Source organism: Bacteroides stercorirosoris (assembly GCF_900142015.1).
GTDB classification, from domain to species: domain Bacteria; phylum Bacteroidota; class Bacteroidia; order Bacteroidales; family Bacteroidaceae; genus Bacteroides; species Bacteroides stercorirosoris.
The window spans coordinates 171,509-195,415 of the sequence record NZ_FQZN01000005.1; the positions used below are offsets into that span (position 1 = coordinate 171,509).

A 23,907-nucleotide genomic window follows, 5' to 3' on the forward strand; every position below is an offset into this window, starting at 1 on the left:
TATTTTACAGACAAAAGCCAGAGAGCCTTTCAGCCTCTAAAAGTTATACAGCAGTTCTTCCAATGTAATGCCACTATCCGCCCCCATCTTCTCCATACGGATACGTTTCAGGCGTTTCTTCACCGAATCCTTCTCCAGATGCATCACCTGCGCCATGCCCGACTGGGATAATTGCATCTTCACCATACAGCAATAGCGCAGATCATCTTTATTCAGACTCGGATAGGTCTGTTGCAGGCGTTTCGTGAAGTTATTGAAGATGATGTCGGCATTCTGCACAATATCGTCCCAGTCTTCATCGGAAAGAATCACATTTCCGCCTCTTTCTATCTCCTGCACCACCTTCTGGCTGAGTCTCCTGAAGAAAGTTTCCTTCAGCTTAGCTTCCTTCTGCTCCAGCTCCACCATACGCCGGAGGTTTTCGGAAGTGATCTCACGTTGCTGCGCCAATTCTTTTTCCTTTTTTACAAGCTGATGCTGCTGCGCCATCAGATGGTTGCGGTTACGGCGATAGATGAAATATACCGCACTTGCCACCCAAACCAACAGCAAAGAGATTGTAGTCATCCAATACACATTACGCTGCCTTTCCGCGGCCCGGGTGCGCCAATACAGGTTTTCCACCGAAAGCTGTTCGTGTTTGTAAAGCTCTTGCAATGCAATGGCTTCCTCAGTATGACGATACTTGCGTATGGTATCGGATAATTCAATGAAACGTTGTAGCATAGGATAGGCATCTGAAGCACGGCCCATCTTATGATATATTTTCGCCATATTATTATAGGCATCGGCCACCGAAGAAGGATTTGGACTGGAGATAACTTTCTGAAAATAGTGATATGCCGAATCATATTGTCCCAGTTTCCCAAACAACTCCAACTTTGCCCCATAGAGCGAAAGAATTCTCACAGTATCCTTAGCCGGACGAAGGCTTATAGACTTATTAATGTAGTCCAGCGCCTTGGCGGGTTCTCCCTTCTGGGAATAGATACTACCCAGATTTGTATAGATGAAAGGAAGCTGCCGAGGAACAGAATCGGCTAAAGCCGCCTCATAGGCCGCCTGAGCATAATAAAGGGCGCTATCCAATTGATTCAGAAACAAATATCCGGTAGAAATATCGCACAAGGCCATATTCTTATAGAACATATTTCCCAAATCCAAAGCCGCTTTCAAGGCTTCTTTGGAATAACGCACCTTGCCGGAATATTCTTCCTGATTCAGGCAGACAACTCCCAACCAGGTATTCACCCGGTAGAGCTGCTCATGATTACCACTATTTTGCAGGAAAAGCAGAGCTTTCAGAAAAGATTGCATGGCATCCCTCATCCGGTTAAGCCGTCTGTCCAGGTGTGCTTTGCAGTAAAGGGCCCGTTCGGCATAAAGAGAATCGCCCGATTGGCTGAAATATTTAATAGCCGGTAGCAGCAGGGTATCTGTAGCTGCATTCAACTGTTGCTTCCTGTGGACAGCCTCGGACATCAGTAAGGCATAAAGTGCATAATCGCGCTTCGATAAGTTATGCAACGGTTCTTTAATCTCATTCATCACTACTATGGCACTGTCTGTCTCCTTTTCTGCCATCAGTTTCTCTGCCAAGGCCACGCGATTATCAGGTCCACAAGAAACCAACATACCGCCCCACAGGATTATTCCTATCAAACTCTTCAATTTCATCTTCAATATCGTGTTATTCATACGAATCCATCATCACTTCTCCAGTCTCTCCATGAATCAATATCACTCTGGCCATATCCGGCTGAATGGAATCGCGTATATCAATCTCCCATACCGGAATACCTTTTTGCCCGTCTATATACTGATTTACACTGACGTGGGTAGTATCTGATAAATTAATATTCCTCAGTTTGGCAAAGATATGAATATCCCTCCATGTATACTTAAAAGCTTTTTCACTTTTTTCGTGCAAACAAGAATCAGACGCCTGTGCCTGCTCATCTTCAGGAAAACGAACTTCTACTTTTTCCAATGCTTTTGTTGTGGTCACCGAATTGATCTTCCGTATTACTCCCCATCCCAGCCAGCCGTCTTCCAACTCCATTTTAAGATAGATGCCTCGTTCACCGCTGAGCCGGTATGCAGAGTCAATGGGCAAGTAGATGCGAGTGTAACGGTCACCTTGTATAAATATCTCCCCGTAAGAAAATGTATTCAGCAACCATGCAGCAGAACGGGGATTGTGACTCTTACGCGTCCGGTCGTGGGGAGCGATATTGACAATTATATACTCACGGGTCTGCACACCGGAAGTAAAACAACTGTTCAGCCAGAACAGAAAAACCACCAGTATATTGGTACACAACCCTACTACGGCAGCTCCACACATAAAAGCATAGACAAAGTTTCTCCAATGATACCATTTCCCTGTACTTCTCTTACGGGTATACGCCATCCAACTGCACATCGTTATCGCCATAAGCACAGCAACAATCTTCTGGTTCAGCCCTAAATAACCACCGGAAGAAAATGCGGTATGCATCAACATCTCTTCTTCCGTATGCCACACCCTACAATGTAGAAGGAAAAGAAAGACGAAAACAGGCACTATGATTTTCCATAGCGCCACTTTTTTCTGCGTATCAGTCGTTTTCCGCATCCTTAAGCATCTGCCTGATTACATCCGCATGATCGAGATAATCGTTTCCTGATAAGGTCAGGACATTGGTCAGACCGATAATATTGCTGTTAGAATCGTAAGAAGTCAGTAAGCAATACATCTCCTGCCCTAATTTATCCTCTTCCACATGAATCTGAACCGGTGCGCTGTATGCTCCGGGCAACTCTGCCAGATACTCAAAGTCTTTTCTGAGAAACGCTTCCAGGATTCTGTCTATATCGGTTTCATCGCGCTTGAACTTCTTCAAGCCCACCTCTTTGATCTTACCCCCACTCTCACTATTATAATAATCGAAATTGCTCAAATACGCTGCAAGCAGGCATATTAATACAGCAATTACTCCGACCGTCCGAACCAACCAACCCGCTACAGGGATAAAACCAGGAAAAATAACAATAATAACAGCGACTACAGCCAGTCCATAATAAAGCATCGGCTTAACATTGTTCTTTCTTTTTTCAAATTTCACCGGGTTTGCTGCATAGAATTCACCCATATAGCTTGGGTAGAGTTTTGTTTGATTTTCCATAAATATTACTTTTTATAATGATTAATAATAGTTCCATCTTTCCTGGTTATCGTATGAAAACAAAAGTAAAAAGTAACCTGTAAATAATGAAACAATCGTGGGGGATAAATGAAGGGGACAACCCACAAACTAAACAACTGTTTTTCAAATAATAACTCAATAGAAAGGATAGACAAATAAGGGGACATTTGCATAAAGTGACTGATTCCACCCACAGCTTTTCATGAAGAACCAATGGAGGAGCAATATTATCTGTCATCAGATATATGCTTTCTTCCTTGTCTCCATATTTTTATAATTACTACTATCTGATCCACTTCTCCGAACCGGATAACATCTTTTTCAGGAATCAGATATTTTCTCCGATTCATCTGCAAGAAAAGCAACTTCCTTTATAACTTGTATTCCCCAAAAAAAACGGGATGATGAAATTTATATCTCATTATCCCGGTATTTACATTCTTAATTACTAATGTTTCATTCTTCCAGCATCAGCCCCACACCTTTCACCGTTTTAATGCTGACTGATGAATCTTCAGCTATCAACTTACGGAGTTTTGTGACGAATACATCCAGGCTGCGGGAAGCAAAATAATCATCTTCCGTATTCCAGAACTTATCAAGAATGGCTTCACGACGTACTACATCCCCTCTGTTCTCACAAAGCATTTGCAACAGTCCTGCTTCACGGGCGGTCAATGTCTTGTTTTCACCGGATGCATGTTTCAATATGGCGTGCGTAGCATCAAGCACATATTCCTTTCCAATCTTGTAACATTCGCTTTCGTCCTTACTCTTTTCACCTTTGGAGAGTTTCAACAAAGCATGAATATGAGCATCCAGTTCTTCGGGAATGAAAGGTTTCTTGATATAATTGTTGGCTCCCAACTCATAGCCTTTCAATACATTTTTGGGAGAAACCAAACCGGAAGAAAAGATTATAGGCGTCTCTTTATCCACCTCACGGATGCGCTTCACCATCTCATAACCATCCATGACGGGCATTTCTATATCCGAGAGAATGACATCGGGACGATGCTCCCTCCACATTGCCAATCCTTCTTCACCATTGGCAGCTGCCAACACCTCATAGCCCTCTATGATATCTTCCAATCCGCTCTGAACGATGTAACGCAGGCTGGGATCGTCCTCAACTAACAATAACTTTATTGTATCCATGTCTTTGATATGAATTGTATTAACTTCCGGTTGTATGCCACAAAAGTAATAAATTATTCGTTAACCCGAAGATAACATTGCGATATCATTCATTCTTATGCTAATTATCGCAAGCATGCTCTTCACAATAGGATATGCACAACAGACTTGCACAACTGGCACATCTCAATGATCCGGTACATATCAAGAAAGATTTAGGAAATCATTTTATCGGAAATGAAAACTTTGGCGGTCTAATCGTAGGGCCTCCACCAAAGTCACCGCCGCCGCGTTTATCAAACACCACGTTGCGCAGAATCTCGTACATTATTCCTCCTACATCCAGTCCCAGCTTAAACTTCTCGAAGCGGTAATAGGGTATCACAACGGGAACCGTCTGCCAACCTCCACGCATGGCATCGTAATAACGCTGGGCACCGACCTCCACACCAAAGCGCTCGGACATATCAAGAGACATCGTAGCACCATAACTATTAGTGCTCATCCCGTAAGAATTACCGATATCATACGAACCGAAGACATTGAAGGCAACCCGGTCGGAAGCACGATAAGTCAGCCTGCCCGCAGTACTGAAGGCTTGCCCGGTGATGTGAGACATATTTATCTTCATGGCATTGGCACGAAGTTGCAATGATAGCCGATCATTAAAGATATGCTGATATCCTAACGAAGCATTATTGAAACGCCCGATGCCCGGAAGACTGGTCTGACTCCCGGAGCCGAATACCGCTCCATGGGGAAATTGCCTTAATACGCCTCCCGTACTATAATCGCCCCGGAATAGCGGAGAAGGATTTATATGATAAGGTATACGGAGTTCCTCTTTCAAGGAGAAAGAAGGCAAATCACCTAACTGTATAGGATTTATCAAAGGATATACGGTTTTTTCGGGAAGCAGGTTGACGGATGGAAGCTGAAATGTAGCTTTCGGCTTTATCAATAGGCTGTCAAGAGTGAAGCGTACACCATCTTCCTGTGCAGAAAGCAACTGCAAACCAGAAATGAACAGAAAAAATAATCCCCAACGAATTGGGAGCCAAGATATGCCAACCCTGCGTGTCATAATCCACCTCCTTTGTTTTTTACGGACTCTGTATACAAAAATAGCAAAACCCTATCTGAATAACAAATAGTTGGGCACATTTCATCTTTACCAGCAGGCTTTTTTAACGCAAGGGGAATTGTAGCGTAAATTCACTGTAACTCCCTTCCACACTTTCTACCTTCACCATACCGCCGTGGGCACTCACCACCTGCAACACATAATTCAATCCTAACCCGAAACCTGATGCACCCGTCTTACGACTGCCGGAAGCAATCCTCTCGAACTTATTGAATATCTTATGTTGTTCGCTCAAAGGAATGCCAATACCGTTATCATGCACTCTGACAATGATCCCATCCTCTGTCTTTGTACCTGAAAGAACGATCAGAACCTCTTCATTAGAGTACTTGACGGCATTGTCCACCAGATTGGAAAGTATCTCACGCAGACAGAAAGCATCCGCATAAACACTACATCCTTCTTCACAATCAATATCAAAATGAACCGTCTTCGCCGCTTTCAACTGATACTTTTCCGCTATATCCCGCAGCAACGGTCTTAGGACAACTTCTTCTTTATGTAGTTCCAATTCTCCACGGTCTATCTCTGTCAGCATTACTACACGATTGGAAAGTGTCAGCAGATGTTCGCACTCATCCCCCATCACTTGCCTGTAACGGGCCAGTTTCTCCGGTTTATCCGCCAACTTACCACCTGCCAGGATATGCGCTCCCATCATGACAGACTGCAACGGTGACTTCATATCATGTATCATGGAGTAAGTAAAGTCCTTCTGAAACTGCTCCAACCGACGCTGTGCCCGCAACATACGTATCTGAAAGAAAACACAGAGAGATACGAAAAGGAAAGCAATAAGCAGCGGCACCTGCATATACCATGTGGCACTCATAATAGTACGTTGTGGTGAACGAACCACAGCAAAGATGCAGCTCGTACTATCCTTATCCAACGGAAACAACCGGGTAGTGATATCCCCGAAGTCAATAGCCGGACTACCTGTATAAAGTATCAACTCCCGGGACGGATATCTGATCCAATGGATATCCGCCCTATCCGGAAAACCTGTTTCCAAAAGCTGTTTTCTGAACACACTGTCGGCAAACTGCAAGGAAAACGGAATAGGCACACGGCTACGCAGACTGATCGTATCCTGTATATCATAAGCCGTCTTCATACGGAAGCCTTCATCAAACTTATTGTAAAGATGCCGAATGGTAAGCAACTGTATTCGGTAGCGATAACCTTTCTCCAGATATACCTTATAAAGCTCGTCCATCATACGCAGCGGATAAGGGAGAAATTCTCCCGGCGAGCTATCCCAATTAAAATCAGGGTTAGCCTTAGTGAAAAGCGGATATCTATGTAAGTCTGCCTCCCGGTAGAAAGCCTCTTCCAATTGCTCCTCCGCCTGATACCGTATCTTTTGAGAGGTCGTGTAATACAAATATCCTGACCAGACAGCCAGCAACAGGAATACTCCCGCCAAGCTGACCATAGAAATTGCTTTAAGAGAAATAGGCCTGCCCGTACTTCTTTGCCGGATTTCTGCTTTGGCATGTGTCAGAGTAGCATTGGTTCTCTCAAAGAGTACGTTGCTTTGTGCCTCTATCTCTTGCCAGTTTTCTGTGGTTATCAAGTTCTTCATCCGGCTGACGGGATGTTTCATTTCTTCGACCAACGTATAGAAGTCCTGTTGTTGTTTCTGCAAGTCATGCCGTTGGCGGAATACCGACTTCATCTGTACAATCAAGGCATAGACAGCCGTACCCAGCAATAGCCATGTAATGAATGACAGTAGCAGGAGTCTCTTCTCCATCTCCTTGGCAGGGAAAGAAAGAATGGCACGGACAGCCTCCCCACGGGATTTAAAGGTGAAAGCTGTTTCGGAAGTAACAGCGGCAAAGTTACGGTTACTTACCTGAGGATTGGTAGTTGCCAGCACCTCATTTGTATTTACATTAATGCGCTCCACGGTCAGCGTTCCATCCATGTCTAACTTCCGCAACTTATTGTGCAACACGCTATCTATGGTGGCCAACGGAATTTCTTTTATTCCATACACCCGTTGCAAAGCCTGTGCCGCCTGCTGGGAAGTACGCTTATTCCTTTCATCCCCATCTATCCGCTTGTATTTAGGATTGGGTGCATACGCTATGATAGCTATTGAATTATCAGGATAAGGAAGGTTGTTCACCAGATTATCCACTGTCTCCGTGAAAGACATCCAGAAGCACTTGTTCAGTGATTTCTCCGCTTCCTGCATCTGTGCATGAAAAGCATAAAGCATTCCGCCCAACTGTATTAACACAACAGCAATCAGACTCACCAGTGAAAGAGAGATGACAGTACGTAATTTCATCTTATCCGTTTATATTCGCCTGCAAAAATAGCAAATAACTATGGATCACGAAGTAATGCACTACTTTTTATATCGGACGAGAATGCGTTCGTTCCAGCCAATGGCAAGGCATGATGAAAAGAAACGAACGGAAATCAGCATCTTACTGATTAAAAGAGGAATATAAAAATACATACAACTCTAAAAAAACAAGAGAGCTCTCCAGAGTCGCAAAAGTGTCGTTAACCTAACGATAACATTACGATAACATTCATCCTCATGCCCCTGCCCTATCTTTGCAACATCAAAAGTAACGAAATATATAACTTAAAAAATAAAACGATTATGAAAGCTTTAGTATTATCAGTAGTATTCGCATTGACAGCAGTAGTAAACGCAGTAAGTGGTAATAGCATAAAAGACTTCGCCTACAACAGTGAGAAACAGGAAAACGGTGTAGAAACCCAGACAGTCTACAAAGTAAAAGAAGGCAAGTACCTGGAACGCCACCTGCAATACAACTACACACGTGATGAAAAAGGACGTGTATCAGCCAAGGAAATCCTGAAATGGAACCAGGACAACAGCCGCTTTGAAAAGCAGTATTGCCTCAACTTCAGCTACACCGACAACGAAGTAAGCGTGGAATATGTAGCATGGAGCAGCAAAGCCGGTGATTATACAAATGTGAAAGCCAAAGCCGTTTATCAGACGAATGAAAATGGCATGAATTACATGGCTTATAACCGGAATGAGAAGGGTAACCTCTAACGATAAACGCCCTCTTTTAAATTCCTAAAGAAATGCGGCTACCGGAAAAGCAATTTTCCGATAGCCGCATTCTTTGATTTATCCAATATACAATTCGGAGGGAATCAGTTTAAAATCCACAAATTGGTTCTCTACCGGATTGGCCTTCAACAAGAAAGGAACGATGCCGTCCGAAGGAAGCGCTTTGCGCGGAAGAGCCGATTGCTTATCGAATTTATAAGTAGCACACCAGGCATCGGCATCACCAGATACACTCCTGCCGATACGGAAACAGAACTCACTCTCGCTATCGCGCAACGTATTAATCAGCTTGCGGCAATCATCCGGCACAGTAGGGCTATCTGACAATTCGCTGATCTTTTCTGCCATTTGCGATAACCATTCCACATCGTGAATGTGCTTCTTGTCGAGGGCAAAAACAAACACTGCCGGATAGTAATCGTTATCTCCCGGTCTCCACAAGGCACTGTTGGCCTGCACCACTGCTGCATATACGACGGGAGACTCTGTATATTTCTTCTTCCAGCGATCCTTGAACAACCAGGGAGCATTGCCTGCCACTGCCCTGAAGAAGGGAGTTTCCATATCCCGGGGTGTTTGCAGATAAGGTTTCAGCCTATCCAGACGAGTAGGATTATCGAAAGTTTCCTCTCCTTCTTCATCATCTTCCGGCACGGAGGGCCTGTTACGCAGTCCGTTTACGTCACACCCTTGCGCTTCCAGTTTCGCAATATCTTCTTCTGTCAGGTTATTCTCCCAGTCTTTGCCGGGGTTCACAAAAAATGCCATAATAATTCTAGTTTAAGAGTTAATATTCTGTCAAATAGTTAATATAATAAATGCATATTGGTTAAGTCTCGATTCATCCGCTACCTGACAAGCAAGAAACACAATAAGCCTATCCTGATATAAAGAAGAATTCCCTGGTTTTCCATAATTTTACTTTCTGATATAGATTAATAGTAGTTCCATCGCAGCTGCCAAGGAGACTGTTACAAAAATAAGAAGATACCCATGAACCGGAAAACAAACAGGGGGGATAAATGAGAAGGGAGTTTAACTTCATAAAAATCTGTTTTTCAACCCGTTATTATCCAGCAAAAGTAAGAGCAAAGGGGATATTTTCAATTTCCAAAAGAAACAGCAGGCGTTTTAAAGGAAAAAAACAAAGAATTCCGACCTTAATCATTCAAAGTTCTTGATTTCACAAAAGCCTGAAGGTTATGATTATTACAAGTGAGTTATTGGCGGAATTAGTTCCTTTTTGTAACGGTTATGATGCACCACAGATTACACAGATTTACACAGATTAGGAAAGATATCTCTGATTATTAATAAATTAAATCTGTGCTAATCTGTGTAATCTGTGGTGAAATAATTCCTTTCTGTACTGTTATGAATATATTTTAGACACGGATTACACTGTTGTTTTTATATACTACAACAGTGTAATCCGTGTCTAAAATCTCATTTATCATTTGATTCATTACTATACCCAATGAATCAATTCCGCCAACAGGTCACAAGTAGGATAAGAAGAGTGATAACCCACTGTAAATAAACCCCGTACCTACTTCTTCAGTAAAGTATAATTAATCAAATATCATTCCGTTATGAAGAAACGTAAGTCTCACTTTATCGGAACATTTGTCTCCTTACTATGAGACATCCGTTTCTTCCCTAAGAAACTTTTGTTCCTTGCCTGTGGAACAAGAGTTTCACAGGCAAGGAACAAAAGTTTCAATAGGGAGAAACAAAACAGAACAAATAGAGGCACGACAAAGCACCTATGTCTCCCTCCCCAGCCACAAGGAAAGACGTAATCTCACGACTATACCTCCCGCTTGACAACAAGCTTATTTGCAGAATTCCACCATCGGATTAAGAAACTCTTTTTATTAACCTAACGATAACATTACGATAACATTCATCCTCATGCCCCTGCCCTATCTTTGCAACATCAAAAGTAACGAAATGTATAACTTAAAAAATAAAACGATTATGAAAGCTTTAGTATTATCAGTAGTATTCGCATTGACATCAGTAGTAAACGCAGTAAGTGGTAACAATGTAAAAGACTTCGCCTACAACAGTGAGAAACAGGAAAACGGGATAGAAACCCAGACAGTCTACAAAGTAAAAGAAGGCAAGTACCTGGAACGCCACCTGCAATACAACTACACACATGATGAAAAAGGACGTGTATCAGCAAAGGAAATTCTGAAATGGAACCAGGACAACAGCCGCTTTGAAAAGCAGTATTGCCTCAACTTCAGCTACACCGACAACGAAGTAAACGTGGAATATGTAGCATGGAACAATAAAATCGGTGACTATACAGACGTAAAAGCCAAAGCTGTTTACCAGACGAACGAACAGGGAGTAAACTACACTGCCTACAACTGGGATAAAAAGGAAAACGCCTGGAACCTAACCGTAGGACAAGATAACCGCTTTACTCTCTAACCGGAAAATAAAGCGTGAACTCACTGAAACGCCCTTCTTCGCTCTCTACTTCCACCCGACCCTCATGCGCTAACATCACTTGCTGCACATAGTTCAGTCCCAGACCGAAGCCCGTAGCTCCTCCCTTACTGCTGCGGGCAGCAGCGACCGAACGCTCAAAACGGTTGAAAATACGTGCAAGGTCTTTCACAGGAATACCCAAGCCATTATCACAGATTTTAATCTTGCTGAAACCTTTCTCCGACTCACAGATGATATCAATCTTTACTTCGTCACGGGAGTATTTTATTGCATTATCCAGAAGATTACTCAGCACTTCACGCAGGCAGAAAGCATCTGCATAAACAGTTTCACAACGATGATAGAGGGTATTGAACTCTATTTTCTTACCGGCTTTCAGTAATATTTTAGCTGTTAAATCGTCAATCAACGGGCATAAGGGAACCTCTTCAATATTCAGTTGCAAATGTCCCTTATCCAGTTGTGTCAAAAGCAATACCCTATCGGATAAAGCCAACAAATGTTCACACTCTTCCGTCATGACTTGCTTATATTTCTGTTCTTTCTCCGGTTTGTTAGCCAGTTTACCACTTGCCAGACTATGCGCTCCCATCAATATAGAGTTTAGTGGAGACTTCATATCATGAACCATAGCATACGTAAAATCCTTCTGGAACTGCTTCAAACGATACTGCATATAAAGTAAATGTATTTGGAAGATGACACATACACATACAAACAGAAAAAGTATTCCCAAGGGCACCAGCAAATACCAAATGGAAGAAAAGATATGTTTGGTAGTTGAGGATACCACACCTTCAATGAAAACGGTGCTGTCCTTATTCAAAGCAATCATATTCGTTCTTAAATCAAGTATACCCGGAAAAGGATTTCCCGTATAAATCATCAATTCCTCAGACGGATAACGACACATACGGATGCCAGCATCGGTTGGCATCCGGTGTTCTTCCAGAAACTGTATAAATAAAGAGTCTGCATAGTGCAAAGAGAAAGGAATGGGTACCTTACTATAAGTATCTATTGCATTCTGGTTGTTATAACCATAATACGCATTATCGCTTATCTCAGACTTTTCACGAATATCCTCAGTACCAACATGTACATGAGTAGCAACCAGAGCTATTTTCTTCTCACGCATAAAGGCATTCAATGCCAGTCTTTGCCTTTCATAATAGGGAGAAAATATCATGGTATCTGACTTTTCCGCTTTTTCTAAGTAATATCCATTAATTTGCCGATAAAGTTTCATCCGACGGATAGTTTCGTTGTAAAACATATTGTCGAAACAATCATTGACCACCTGTGCCATCTTCTTCCGATTATCCTGATACAGATAGCCTGTCCATATCAATAACAATACTAAAGCACTCAATAAAGCGATTAAAGGCAGAACTTTCAATGAAAAATATTTCTTCTTTTCTTTTTGCGCCTCCAATTTAGCTTTAAGAAGAGTCTGTTCCGTTCCATTCAATAAACGGACACTCTGCTCTTCTATCCTACTCCACTCCGATCCGGGGATATCCGAAAGAAGATCTGTAACAGGAGACTTCATACGCTCTGCCAACGTATAAAAACTGTTTCGTTGTTCTTCAATATTATGATGCTGAAAGTTAATAGAACGTATTTGTTTTACAAATGCGAACACCACTATCCCCAATGCCAAAGATGTACCCAAAAACAACAGTAAAATCTTACGTATTCCCCACAAAAAAGGAGTCTGGAGTACAGCTTCTACAGCTATTCCTTTCTCCTTATTTATAAATGCGCGTCTAGAAGTGAACACGCCAATGCCTGCCGACGCATACGGTTGCGTAAATTCCAAATCTTCCCCTGTTTCTGTCTTAAATTTACGGATAGTAATTTTTCCCTCAACGGACTTTTTTTGTAATTTACAAGTTAACAAAGTATCCAGGGTAACTAAAGGAAGTTCTTCAGCATGATACACTTTTTGTAAAATCACTGATGTTTGTTGAGCAAAATAAAGAGTCATTTCATTTTTAGACTCCTTCATCTTTTTGCTCAGATACATGCTATAAGGCATGAAATTCATATGAGTAACAGTTCCTACCGCCAAAGGTAAAGAATTTACCTGCCCACCTATCCCCTCAACAAAAGATTGTTCAAAGCAGTCATCCAAGATGGCTTGGGTCTCTTTTACATGATCACAATAAGCACGATATATGCCTACACCTTGCAAAAGAAATATGAGCAACAAAACAACAATTGAAAAGGAAACAAGTATCCGTACTTTCATTATGCATTTATTTTGGCTGCAAAGGTAACAAATTATTCTATTAACCTAACGATAACATTACGATAACATTCATCCTCATGCCCCTGCCCTATCTTTGCAACATCAAAAGTAACGAAATGTATAACTTAAAAAATAAAACGATTATGAAAGCTTTAGTATTATCAGTAGTATTCGCATTAACAGCAGTAGTAAACGCAGTAAGTGGTAACAATGTAAAAGACTTCGCCTACAACAGTGAGAAACAGGAAAACGGGGTAGAAACCCAGACAGTCTACAAAGTAAAAGAAGGCAAGTACCTGGAACGCCACCTGCAATACAACTACACACATGATGAAAAAGGACGTGTATCAGCCAAGGAAATCCTGAAATGGAACCAGGACAACAGCCGCTTTGAAAAGCAGTATTGCCTCAACTTCAACTACACCGACAACGAAGTAAACGTGGAATATGTAGCATGGAACGGCGAAGCCGATGATTACACAAATGTGAAAGCCAAAGCCGTTTATCAGATGAACGAGAATGGCATGAACTACATGGCTTACAACTGGAATGAGAAAAACAACTCCTGGAATCTGGTAACAGAACACAATGCAACAAATTGGAACAACGCTTTGCTGGCAAACAGATAATTACTCTAACAAGAATTCTCTCTTACAGTTTCCAATGAAAAAACGCGGCTGCCAAAAGATAATCGATAATCTTTATAGGCAGCCGCGTTTGCAATTATTACCTAAAGTCAGTCTTCGTGTTTAGAATATTCAGAAAATTCGCAACCAAACTCTTCTACCATCATATTATCCATCTCATCGGCTTTCAATGCCAGATTCACCAGATTAGTCAGGATTTCATCTTCCGATGCATCCGTAATGTCAGACAGATGTACACGATATGCTATGTAGATCTGGCGTCCTTCAATACCCAGTTTGTAAGGACTGAAATCTTCACCCAGGATATAATCGAGCACCCTTTCCACCTCTTTCTTTGGTAACAGATTGATAGGAGAAACAGCAAACAGATAAGTATTTTCATAAACAAAGATACGCACTTCGGAACTGCCTTTATGGAATGTCCAGGAGTCATAACCGTCACGCGCAAGAACCGGATTAACTCCCATCTCACGGATGGCACGTTCGCAGAAGGTACTCAATGAAGACGGTTCGCGCTCTTCAAAGATACCCTCGGGCAGCTTTTCGCCGCATGAAGGGCAGAATTCTTCCTCTTCCGATATCAGCTCGTCACAACTGTCGCACTGCACCTGAAAAGCTGTACGGTCCACAGCCTCCACAAATTCAAGCAGCTTCCGTAATGCTTCCACACGGATGCCGAAACCCATATTGTCGGCATTACTCAGCTTACTCACCGTTACACCTACCACTTCGTTCTTTTCATTGAAGATAGGACCGCCGGAGTTACCGGGATTCACTGCCGCATCAGTCTGTATATAGTACTTTCCATCCACCAGCTGTTTGGGCGAAGACACAGAGCCTTCGGTCACCGTAAAAGGCATGCCATAAGGATAACCGGCCACACAAACCTTTCCACCGATGGACAAGGAATTATCTCCTGCCAGATTCAGGGAAGGCAGAGCCGAGAAATCACCGTCTACGGACAGCAGGGCTATGTCCAATGAAGGGTTCACCAGTACCACCTTAGCCAGATAAGGATTCCGGTCATTATCATGTACCGCCACTGCATGAAAGCCTTTCACCACATGGTAGTTCGTCACAAAAAGATCATAGTCTTTCAGATAGAAACAGCTGCCTGATCCACCTGCATGGGTTACTTTGAAAACCAACTGATATATATTGTTCTGTTCCATTGATTCATTGTTTTTAATCTGTTATTGTTGTCCGCCAAGTGCCTGTTGCATCATCTTCTGTTGAAGTTCCTGCGCCAGACGCATATACTCGGCCATATCTCCCCTCATCATGGCAGCCTGCATATCGGCCTGCGCCTTCATGATTTCCTCTTGCAGAGATGCTGCCATACCCTGCATTTGTTCGATGGCTTCTGCCGATATCTCTTCCAGGTCATCTTCATCCGGTTCCAGGTCACCTTCCATTATTTTATCCATCGCATTGTAAAGGATTTCAGATGCATCCTCCATCGACTTGCCGCTTGCTTTCTCAAGCGCATGCGAAAGAATCACGTTAATGTCATCCTGCACATCATTATAGAAGTAAGCTTCATAGAAAATATAGAGCAGACGTACCGCACTCCGCTCATAATTTTCCGTCTGAATGGCTTCAGTAGCTTCTTTATAGACACTCATAAAGTTCTCCTGCATATTCTTCAGAGACGAACGGCGCTTGGTAGACACCAATGTATCTACGAAATAAAGATCAGCCGCCAGTTCCTCCTTAGGCATGGCGAGCAATTTCTCAAGGAAAGCCTTTCCTTTCGCTACCACCTCGGCAGTAGGCAGTTCGGCATCCATATCGTCCACCGCTTTATCAAGATCATTCAATAACTGGCCTTGCGGACGGGCAAAGTAGGAAATCTGATAGAAAGTCGTATCGAGCACATTCCAGGAGTAGCCATATTTCCGGTCGGCATCATACTCTTTCACAGCTTCCAGTGTTTCGTGGCCCAAGATTTGCAAACCTTCATAAATGCGGTCTATCTCTTGCTGCGGATAAGGGGTGACCTGCGGCTCATAGCACCGTGTAGCACCGAACTTCGTACAGAACTCGTCATCATATTTATCACCGATATGGCAGATATTCTGTAACACGAAGTACATCTTATGGGGATGGCTCTGCGAGAGAGAACACGTGTACTCCATTCTCAACTTATCGTTGTCCTTCACAAAGCGAGGCAACAGCAGCTTGTTCAGATTCAGGTCTGCAATCTGTCGAAGCATGGCTACACGCCCTTTCTCGGGCAAGTTCAGGAAGTCGGCACTGATACGGTAAAATCCGTCTTTTACAGAAATATGCACCAGGATAGAACCGTGGGGAATATGAAATTCAGTACCATCCGCATTGCCATACTTCGTCCGGAAGTCCGCATTCAGGTAATCCAGCAAACTGTGGAAAGCTTGCAGGTACTCGCCTTGGTTATATAAGTCCACGCTCTTTTCGTAAGCCTCCGTATGAATGGAACTTTGCGTGGAGTCCACTACGGGAGGAATAAATGTAAGTGTTTGTTTCATGTTATAATATGGTTTTAAAGGATATCTGTCACCTGACAGGCAAGGTTTATATCATTGTATATCTCTTCAAGCAGATGTTCATTGTCCAGTGCCCGCTTGCGAAGGCAGAGGAAACCGTCGGGCATCACGCCTGCGTAATAAAAAGTACCTTTGTTGAAAGAGAGCATCATATCGTGCCCGAATGTTTCGCGCAGACGGGTAATCCGGCGCATGACCGCCGGTGTCAGTATCATACGGGCGGTTACTTCGTCATCGGCATAAACCACGAAATACTTCTCGAAATCCGGGTCTTCCAGATGAACGAAGCGGGCATTATAGCGTTTCTTCAAGCCCTGGATATTCTTTGCCAGATAGCCGGCCTTCTGTTCCAGATGGTCGGGCAGGATAATCGTGCTGCCCTTAAAACTACGCTCCAGACGGCACCAGCCAAACATCCCGCGGAAGTTATGCGCACTACTTTCGTACCTGGAGGCGAACAGCGGACGGAGCACATAGCGGTAAAGCATCACGAAATAGCCTGTTACAGAGTTCAGTTCCAACTTATTCATCAGTCCATAGGAAACACCTATATCGGCTATATAAAGGGTACGATCTCCCCGCGGCACTTCCAGATAAGCATAGGTGGTAGCCGCCAGTGCCGGATCGGAGAAAGAAGAGTTAAAGAGCCTGCTACCGGATAATATGCGCTGGTCCAGTTGCGAAGAGAAGGAGAAAAGAACGGATGGAAACATAGCAGACATAATGCTGCGCATGATATTATTTTCCTGCCCTTGGAATTTCATGAGAGAGCGGCTGAATGCGAAGTTCAGCACAATAAATCCCATAAAGACCGGGAAAATGTATTGCGTAACCACACTGTAGTTCTCTAAGCCGATATATCCAACAAGATAGCCGCCAAACAGGACGAACATCATCCAGCAAAACACAAAGAGATAGACTATGATGCTCAGAATACGAACAATCTTCTGCCAGAAATATACACGGGACAGTTCGGTACGAAGCCTTTCGGAAAGGCTTCTGAAGTCAATTGATTCCATATTACATCTACTTTAAAAGTGCACTGACATCCACATTCCGCTGTTCCTGCTCGGGAATATCAATCAGTTCTTCCTGATGATGATTCTGCCGACCGGCTACGATGGAAGAGGGAAACATCTCAATGGAGTTATTATAGTCGGTGACCGCAGCATTATAGGTGCGGCGTATGGCTTGCAGTTGCAATTCCATATCTTCAATGCTCCTTTGCAGTCGGACGAACTGCTCGCTTGCCTTCAGTTCCGGGTAATCTTCTACGGATAATTGAAGTTTGGAGATTAAAGAAGAAAGCTCATTACCGGTTCTTATCTGTTCACTCTCCTGTGAAGGCTGAAAAGTTCGTGAACGAAGTTCTGCGATACGGGTCAGCGTCTCATTCTCATGCCCCATATAGGACTTTACGGCAGCTACCAAATTCGGTATCATATCGTTCCGCTGCTTCAATGCCACACAAATGCCGCTACGGCATTGCTTTACCCGATTCCGTTTTGCAATCAGATTATTGGCAGTCCAGATATACCAAAGTACCAATAAGATGATAAGGGCTATTCCGATATAAAGAAGTATTCCCTGGTTTTCCATAATTTTACTTTCTGATATAGATTAATAATAGTTGTATCGTATCTACTTACGAGAACGGAACAAAAATAAGAAGATAGACATAAAACAGGAAAGAAACAGGGGGGACAAATAGAAAGTAACATTTTCACTATAAACCTATGTTTTTCAACTGATTATTATCATCAGGCAGAGAAGAGGCAAGGGGATATTTTCAATGATAAGGGGAATGGCCCGATAGAATAACAGGCAAAACAGAGGATAATGATCTAATTCATGCTGGAAAAAGAAAGGAATGATTTATTCAGCCAGCAAGTTTTATTAGCGCTTTATACCTTACTAAACTTGCATGCCGACTTATAATCGTTAACCTAAAGATAACATTGCGATAACATTCCTTCTCTCCCTGCCGCCTTACCTTTGCAACATCGAAATAAACCCAATGTATCACTTAAATAATAAACAAGCCATGAAGAAATTTCAGAAAACAGGAATCGTATTGGCAAAAGGCATTGCAATCGTTTTGGCAGTTCACGTATCAATGGTTGTGGTCAATCCTATATATACAGGACTGAAACACGCCATTGCAAATATATTCTTCAATTAATAAAAAGAACAGATGATGAAAGCGGATATCTCAATTGTACAAAGCAAGAAAGGAACCGAAATCATGGTTTCGGGAAATAAGATCAACAAGTATGGAATACTGGCTGCAATCCTCTTTACAGTACCTATATTGCTCCTGTTCCGATGGATACACGGAGAAAATATGGCTCATGTATCATTACTGATATTCTGGTTGTGTGCCCTGATAGGTTTTGGAGTAAATCTATTGCTTCATGCACTTTTCTTCGGAATCTTTTCGCCCAAAGGTTTCCGGTCCATCTCTTTCGTAAAGCATAAGGGAGGCATACGCTTCTGCCACTGCAACGAACCCATCAGAATGTGGCAATATCGCACAACCTGCTTCTTACCTATTCTGTTGTTAGGCATCCTTCCGCTTTTGTACGGCATGGTAACAGGGAGCTATTATTTCACATTATTCGGAACATTCTTACTTATCGGTAGCATAGACGACATCTGCATCCTCTGGAAACTGCGTTCATTCGGCAAAGATGCATTTATCAACGACTGTTCACAGGAGTTGCGATTCCATATATGGTAATGTCAGGATCGTGCCGGAAAATAAAGAGTAAACTCACTGAAACGGCCTTCTTCACTCTCCACTTCTACCCTGCCCTCATGTGCCAGCATCACTTGCTGCACATAGTTCAAACCTAAGCCAAAGCCTGTGGCTCCCCCTTTACTACTGCGTGCCGCCGCCGCAGAGCGTTCAAAGCGGTTGAAGATGCGCGACTGGTCTTTCAAGGAGATACCCAACCCGTTATCGCATACTTTAATTTTGCAGACTCCCCTCTCCGACTCACAGATTATATCTATTTTCACCTCTTCACGAGAATACTTGATCGCATTGTCCAATAAGTTTCCCAGCACTTCACGCAGGCAGAAAGCATCCGCATAGGCCGTCTCACAGCGATGATAAACCGTATTGAATTCCACCCTCTTACCGGCTTTCAGAGAAATCTTCGCAACCAGATCATCAATCAACGGGCGCAGGGCGACTTCTTCCTTATGCAACTCCAAATGCCCTTCGTCCAATTGTGTCAGCATCAATACCCTGTTCGATAAAGCCAGTAGATGCTCGCTTTCTTCCGTCATCACCCGTCGGTATTTCTCTTCTTTTTCAGGCTTATCCGCCAGTTTCCCCCCTGCCAGCACATGTGCCGCCATCAGTATGGAGTTCAACGGAGACTTCATATCATGAATCATAGCGTAAGTAAAGTCTTTCTGAAACTGCTCCAGGCGATGTTGCATCCGAAGCACTTTCACCTGACCGAAGATACAATCGAGCATCACCAGGAATGTAATCCATAGGGGCAACAAAAGATACCAGATAGAAGTCGCCACATAACGATAAGGGTTCTTCACAACTCCCTGCACGCAAAGCGTACTATCTTCTTTCAAAGGAATAAACTGAGAAGTATAATCACCATACTTCCTGGAAGCGTATCCAACCTCTGTAACCGTACTGTCCGAAAAACGGAGAAACTGGCGAATACCACTACGCGACTTCATGCCCAACCGGCTCAAATGCCCGGCAAATACCGAATCCAGGAAGAAAGAAGACATAGGTATCTCTACACTGTCCTGATTGATTCTCTGCTGCACGATCAAGGCTGACCGAAGGCGATAGTTTTGGTCAATCGTGTTATAGGTATGTACCACAAACAAACGGTTTATCACATACTCCGATTCCTTTCCCCGCAGAAACTTCTGTTGCTCTTTAGCGAAAGGAGTCTCTTCTAAAATGCTCACATCTTTGTACGCCCCTACTTTTGTGACATGTGAAAGGAAATGTTGATAACGATTATACATCACCTCATCATAGAAAGCTGCTTCAAAACAATCATTCACCTGATAAGCAGTCTCACGAGCAGCTGTACGGTACAAATAGGCAAACCAAGCTACCATCAACAAACAACTTGCCAACAGACTGACTATGAAGAATACCTTAAATGAATGTTGTTTACGGGCCTGACGTTTCCGTTCCTCTTCTTTAGCCATAGAAAGTGTTTGCTCCGTCATATCCAGAATCTGCCTGCTCGATGTTTCTATGGCCTCCCACTGTTGTTCGGGAATCTGCCTGCGCACCTTACCTATCGGCAATCTCATTTTCTCCGCCAGAGCATAGAAAGCAGAGCGCTGTTCTTCAATCCCCCGGCGCCGGCTGATGATATACTTCATCTGCTGTGCCCAGCTGTAAATGAGGAAAGCAGTCAACAACAAAGTAGGAAGGAACAGGAAAAACACATCCTTTACAAGTGGAAGGAAAGGAGAAATGATGGTAGCTTCTATCGCTTTACCCTTACCTTCATTCAGCCATGCTTGCTCCGAAATAACCGTTTTGAAATGCCTGTAAGCGGAATATTTACTGTGATCTTCTACCGAATCAATCCGTACGGTCCTATCAATGTTCTTCCATTTCAGCTTCTTTTCCAACACCTTCTCCATCTCATCCAAAGGTATCTCCACATGATAAACACCTTCCAAGAAAGAAGCCACTTGCTGATATCCCAGAAATACCAGTTCATCATAAGACATCTTTTCATCTCTACGGATGTACGAATAACAAGGTATGGTATTGTCAGGAAAAGGCAGGTTATTCACCTGATTATCCACCGTTTCTATAAAAGCCTGCCGGAAACATTCGTTCAGTGTACGCTTCGCCTCATTTTTATAGCTGTCATAAGCATATATCATGCCTCCCAATTGTATCACCACAACGAGAAACAATCCTATGATGGAGAGGATATAGAGCGAGCGAAGCTTCATCTTGCTATTGTTTTGGGGACAAAGATAGCGTTTTTCTGCATTAACCTAAAGATAACATTACAATAACATTCATCCTCATCTCCCTGCCCTATCTTTGCAACATCGAAAGAAACAAAAATGTATAACTTAAAAAATAAAATCATTATGAAAGCTTTAGTAATATCAGTAGTATTCGCATTGACATCAGTAGTAAACGCAGTAAGCGGGAACAATGTAAAGGATTTCGCCTATAACACGGAAATGAACGAAGGTCGCGTAAAGACGGAAACCGTATTCAAAGTAGAGAACCGGAAGTATCTGCACAATCATTTGCAGTATAACTATGCGTACAATGCCGAAGGACTCGTATCAGCCAAAGAGGTATTGAAGTGGAACAAGGAGAACCAACGTTTTGAGAAGCAATATTGCCTGAATTTCTCTTATGACGGAACGAATATAAAAGTGGAATACGCAGCATGGAACAGTAAAATGAATGCTTATGCCGACGTGAAAGCCAAAACTGTTTACCAGATAAACGCAATGGGGACAAATTACCAAAGCTACAAATGGAACAAGAAAGATAATTCCTGGAACCTGACGGCAGAACACAGTACGCAAGCGGAAGAAATTATGCTGTTTGCTGAAAAATAATCCGTTGGTTATTTTCTTCCTGCAATATATACTCCCCCTATAATGCAGCCTGCACCAATCAGCGCAATGATCGTCAGATGTTCATTCAGCAGAATTGCAGAGCCCACCAAGGTGAACAGCGGATTGAGATAGATATAGTTGGAAGCACGAACCGTACCGAGGTTTTTCAGTACGACATTCCAGATGGCAAAGCAAACCAATGAAGCAAGTACACCCAAGAATAACAGGTTCAACAGGACAGAAGGCTCCATAAGCAAAGAAAGATCTGCCTGCCAGGGCTGGAACAGGAAAACAGGAAGTATGGTCAATATCCCATAAAAGAATATCTTGCGGGTAATGAAGATTGTATTATACCTCCCTGTCATCTTCTTCATTATCAAACTATAAAATGCCCAGGAAAGAGCGGCAAGCAGAGTAAGAAAATCGCCCAGCGGAGAGATTTTCAAAACAAAACTACCATTATAAACCACCATTGCCACTCCCACCAATGCCATCAGCGAACCGCCTATCAAACTGCGGGTAGCTTTCTCCTTCTTATAAATCATCAAAGAAAAGATAGTGGTGAGCAGCGGAGCCGTACAAACAATGAATGCAACATTAGTGGCCAGCGTGATGCCCAATGCCATATTCTCCGTCAGAAAATAAAAGGAGCCGCCCGTGATACCGCCAAGAAACAGCCAGAGTTCATCTTTCCAGCAGTTTGCAAACAGCTTGCGAGGAGATATGAACCAGATTCCCACATAAGCAATCAAGAAACGAAGCAGGAAGATTTCTTTCGGCGAAAGTCCGTTGGCAATTAAAACTTTGGTGGAGATAAACGTCAATCCCCAGATTCCTACGGTGAGGATTGCTATCAGATGATAGGTGTAATTTTTCTTCTCATTCATACACTCCCTATAAATTGAGGGCAAAGATATATCATTTCTTCTTTTTGTACAATAAAACAGGCGGTTTAATAAACGCGAAAAACGTTTTTAAAGAATTCGGGTGACGTTTTTTAAGAATCTTACCCGCATTTATTAACAACGTGTTTTTAGCCCTTTTCAGCCATTTGGCATAAAAATAAACAAAAAAGGATGAAATCTTCTCAGACTTCATCCTTTGAAATATCCTAAAAACACTTTTGTGTAAAATCCTATTGAATTAACTTAGCCATTTTTTGTATTACATTACTTGAATTAGTTTTAATAAGCACATCACAAATATAAAGAATAAAAAACACTTTGTCAAGTATTTCTCCTGTTTTTTTTACAATTTCTTCTAAGATACTACTAATTAAGAAGATCATCCATTTGAGTTTCTCTAAATCTTTTAGATTTCCTACAAAATCAGTCCTTGCTATTTGATTGTTGTACTATTATCTTTTTCCTGTAATTCCTGACTAAACCTGTTGGCGGAATTCATTCATATCAGTGCAGTAATGAGGCAAATGATAATTTAGCGCAGCCCAAGCCTGAAAGGCTTTCATCTTATAGCCCGGGGCGTTGCCCCGGGAATGAATCGTCCCCCACAATCTTACGCCCTGTAAGGGCAAAAGCCAGTGTGCACTGTTATGCCCTTACAGGGCGCAGGAATAAACATTACTTAATTCCCAGGGCGTTGCCCTGGGAATTAAGATAAAAGGCTTTCAGCCTTGAACTGCGCAATAATCATCTGTTTCATTCATAACCGCTACAGAAACGAATTAATTCCGCCAACGGGTTGACTAAGTTTATTTTCTAACTCCTCAATAGAAGGAAGGCTGGATTTAATATCTTTTGGGTAACGCTCTGCCTAACTCATAATCGGAAATACCTATCGGCTTGTGCACGTCACGTAAAGCGTATTCAGTCATGATACAGTCTTTATTCTGATGTGACCAACGGAAATCGGCAT

Annotated in this window: 20 protein-coding genes and 1 pseudogene; 6 read left to right on the forward strand and 15 right to left on the reverse strand. The window is 42.7% G+C overall.

The window, feature by feature from the left end; genetic code table 11:
* Positions 1-36 precede the first annotated feature (36 nt).
* The 6 genes from BUC01_RS05640 to BUC01_RS05665 form a co-directional block, all read right to left on the reverse strand.
* Positions 37-1,677 (reverse strand): tetratricopeptide repeat protein, encoded by a 1,641-nt coding sequence (locus BUC01_RS05640; protein ID WP_025831427.1) that lies wholly within the window; start codon positions 1,675-1,677, stop codon positions 37-39.
* Positions 1,678-1,690: 13 nt separating this feature from the next.
* Positions 1,691-2,617 carry a hypothetical protein gene (locus BUC01_RS05645; protein WP_034524242.1) on the reverse strand — a complete coding sequence of 309 codons (927 nt, stop codon included), beginning with the start codon at positions 2,615-2,617 and terminating at the stop codon, positions 1,691-1,693.
* Positions 2,601-3,167, reverse strand: coding sequence for a hypothetical protein (locus tag BUC01_RS05650; protein ID WP_073312994.1), 567 nt, complete (start codon positions 3,165-3,167; stop codon positions 2,601-2,603). The genes BUC01_RS05645 and BUC01_RS05650 overlap by 17 nt, the downstream gene beginning before the upstream one ends.
* 477 nt (positions 3,168-3,644) lie before the next feature.
* Positions 3,645-4,346 carry a response regulator transcription factor gene (locus BUC01_RS05655; RefSeq protein WP_034524241.1) on the reverse strand — a complete coding sequence of 234 codons (702 nt, stop codon included), beginning with the start codon at positions 4,344-4,346 and terminating at the stop codon, positions 3,645-3,647.
* Between the two features lie 202 nt (positions 4,347-4,548).
* Positions 4,549-5,409: a hypothetical protein gene (locus BUC01_RS05660; RefSeq protein ID WP_073312996.1), complete on the reverse strand. Its 861-nt coding sequence runs from the start codon at positions 5,407-5,409 to the stop codon at positions 4,549-4,551.
* A gap of 103 nt (positions 5,410-5,512) precedes the next feature.
* Positions 5,513-7,771 carry a sensor histidine kinase gene (locus BUC01_RS05665; RefSeq protein ID WP_073312998.1) on the reverse strand — a complete coding sequence of 753 codons (2,259 nt, stop codon included), beginning with the start codon at positions 7,769-7,771 and terminating at the stop codon, positions 5,513-5,515.
* 258 nt (positions 7,772-8,029) lie between these two features.
* Between BUC01_RS05665 and BUC01_RS05670 the strand changes: the two genes are divergently transcribed.
* On the forward strand, positions 8,030-8,521 hold the full coding sequence (locus tag BUC01_RS05670) for a DUF3836 domain-containing protein (protein ID WP_051568767.1): 492 nt from the start codon (positions 8,030-8,032) through the stop codon (positions 8,519-8,521).
* A gap of 78 nt (positions 8,522-8,599) precedes the next feature.
* Here the strand turns inward: BUC01_RS05670 and BUC01_RS05675 are convergent, their stop codons facing one another.
* Complete coding sequence (locus BUC01_RS05675) at positions 8,600-9,310, reverse strand: hypothetical protein (protein WP_025831423.1); 711 nt, start codon at positions 9,308-9,310, stop codon at positions 8,600-8,602.
* A gap of 1,146 nt (positions 9,311-10,456) precedes the next feature.
* On the opposite strand from BUC01_RS05675, the gene BUC01_RS05680 reads away from it, so the two are divergent.
* On the forward strand, positions 10,457-10,987 hold the full coding sequence (locus BUC01_RS05680; protein ID WP_081795777.1) for a DUF3836 domain-containing protein: 531 nt from the start codon (positions 10,457-10,459) through the stop codon (positions 10,985-10,987).
* On the opposite strand, the gene BUC01_RS05685 is transcribed toward BUC01_RS05680, so the two are convergent.
* The gene (locus tag BUC01_RS05685; protein WP_243462434.1) at positions 10,977-12,830 is read right to left on the reverse strand and encodes a sensor histidine kinase; all 1,854 of its coding nucleotides are present in this window, start codon (positions 12,828-12,830) and stop codon (positions 10,977-10,979) included. The genes BUC01_RS05680 and BUC01_RS05685 overlap by 11 nt on opposite strands.
* Before the next feature lie 509 nt (positions 12,831-13,339).
* Between BUC01_RS05685 and BUC01_RS05690 the strand changes: the two genes are divergently transcribed.
* On the forward strand, positions 13,340-13,891 hold the full coding sequence (locus BUC01_RS05690; RefSeq protein WP_081795776.1) for a DUF3836 domain-containing protein: 552 nt from the start codon (positions 13,340-13,342) through the stop codon (positions 13,889-13,891).
* 107 nt (positions 13,892-13,998) lie between these two features.
* Here the strand turns inward: BUC01_RS05690 and BUC01_RS05695 are convergent, their stop codons facing one another.
* Genes BUC01_RS05695 through BUC01_RS05710 form a run of 4 tightly spaced genes read right to left on the reverse strand, consistent with a single transcriptional unit; the run spans position 13,999 to position 18,033 of the window.
* Entirely contained in the window at positions 13,999-15,081 is a 1,083-nt protein-coding gene (locus BUC01_RS05695) for a trypsin-like peptidase domain-containing protein (RefSeq protein WP_025831419.1), read from the reverse strand.
* A 21-nt stretch (positions 15,082-15,102) separates the two neighbouring features.
* Positions 15,103-16,416: a hypothetical protein gene (locus BUC01_RS05700; protein ID WP_073313000.1), complete on the reverse strand. Its 1,314-nt coding sequence runs from the start codon at positions 16,414-16,416 to the stop codon at positions 15,103-15,105.
* Between the two features lie 14 nt (positions 16,417-16,430).
* Entirely contained in the window at positions 16,431-17,453 is a 1,023-nt protein-coding gene (locus tag BUC01_RS05705) for a DUF3137 domain-containing protein (protein WP_025831418.1), read from the reverse strand.
* A 7-nt stretch (positions 17,454-17,460) separates the two neighbouring features.
* On the reverse strand, positions 17,461-18,033 hold the full coding sequence (locus BUC01_RS05710) for a LemA family protein (RefSeq protein ID WP_073313002.1): 573 nt from the start codon (positions 18,031-18,033) through the stop codon (positions 17,461-17,463).
* 445 nt (positions 18,034-18,478) lie between these two features.
* On the opposite strand from BUC01_RS05710, the gene BUC01_RS25415 reads away from it, so the two are divergent.
* Both BUC01_RS25415 and BUC01_RS05715 read left to right on the forward strand, forming a co-directional pair.
* Positions 18,479-18,616, forward strand: coding sequence for a hypothetical protein (locus BUC01_RS25415; protein ID WP_175560864.1), 138 nt, complete (start codon positions 18,479-18,481; stop codon positions 18,614-18,616).
* A 12-nt stretch (positions 18,617-18,628) separates the two neighbouring features.
* Positions 18,629-19,174, forward strand: a complete 546-nt coding sequence (locus BUC01_RS05715) for a metalloprotease family protein (RefSeq protein ID WP_073313004.1) — start codon at positions 18,629-18,631, stop codon at positions 19,172-19,174.
* Between the two features lie 2 nt (positions 19,175-19,176).
* Here the strand turns inward: BUC01_RS05715 and BUC01_RS05720 are convergent, their stop codons facing one another.
* Positions 19,177-21,402, reverse strand: a complete 2,226-nt coding sequence (locus BUC01_RS05720) for a sensor histidine kinase (RefSeq protein ID WP_073313006.1) — start codon at positions 21,400-21,402, stop codon at positions 19,177-19,179.
* Positions 21,403-21,546: 144 nt separating this feature from the next.
* On the opposite strand from BUC01_RS05720, the gene BUC01_RS05725 reads away from it, so the two are divergent.
* Positions 21,547-22,032 (forward strand): DUF3836 domain-containing protein, encoded by a 486-nt coding sequence (locus BUC01_RS05725; RefSeq protein ID WP_025831411.1) that lies wholly within the window; start codon positions 21,547-21,549, stop codon positions 22,030-22,032.
* 8 nt (positions 22,033-22,040) lie between these two features.
* Here BUC01_RS05725 and BUC01_RS05730 read toward each other — a convergent pair whose 3' ends face one another.
* Positions 22,041-22,919, reverse strand: coding sequence for a DMT family transporter (locus BUC01_RS05730; RefSeq protein WP_025831410.1), 879 nt, complete (start codon positions 22,917-22,919; stop codon positions 22,041-22,043).
* Between the two features lie 784 nt (positions 22,920-23,703).
* A pseudogene (locus BUC01_RS25825) lies at positions 23,704-23,884 on the reverse strand (PDDEXK nuclease domain-containing protein); the annotation flags it as partial.
* Positions 23,885-23,907: the final 23 nt, after the last annotated feature.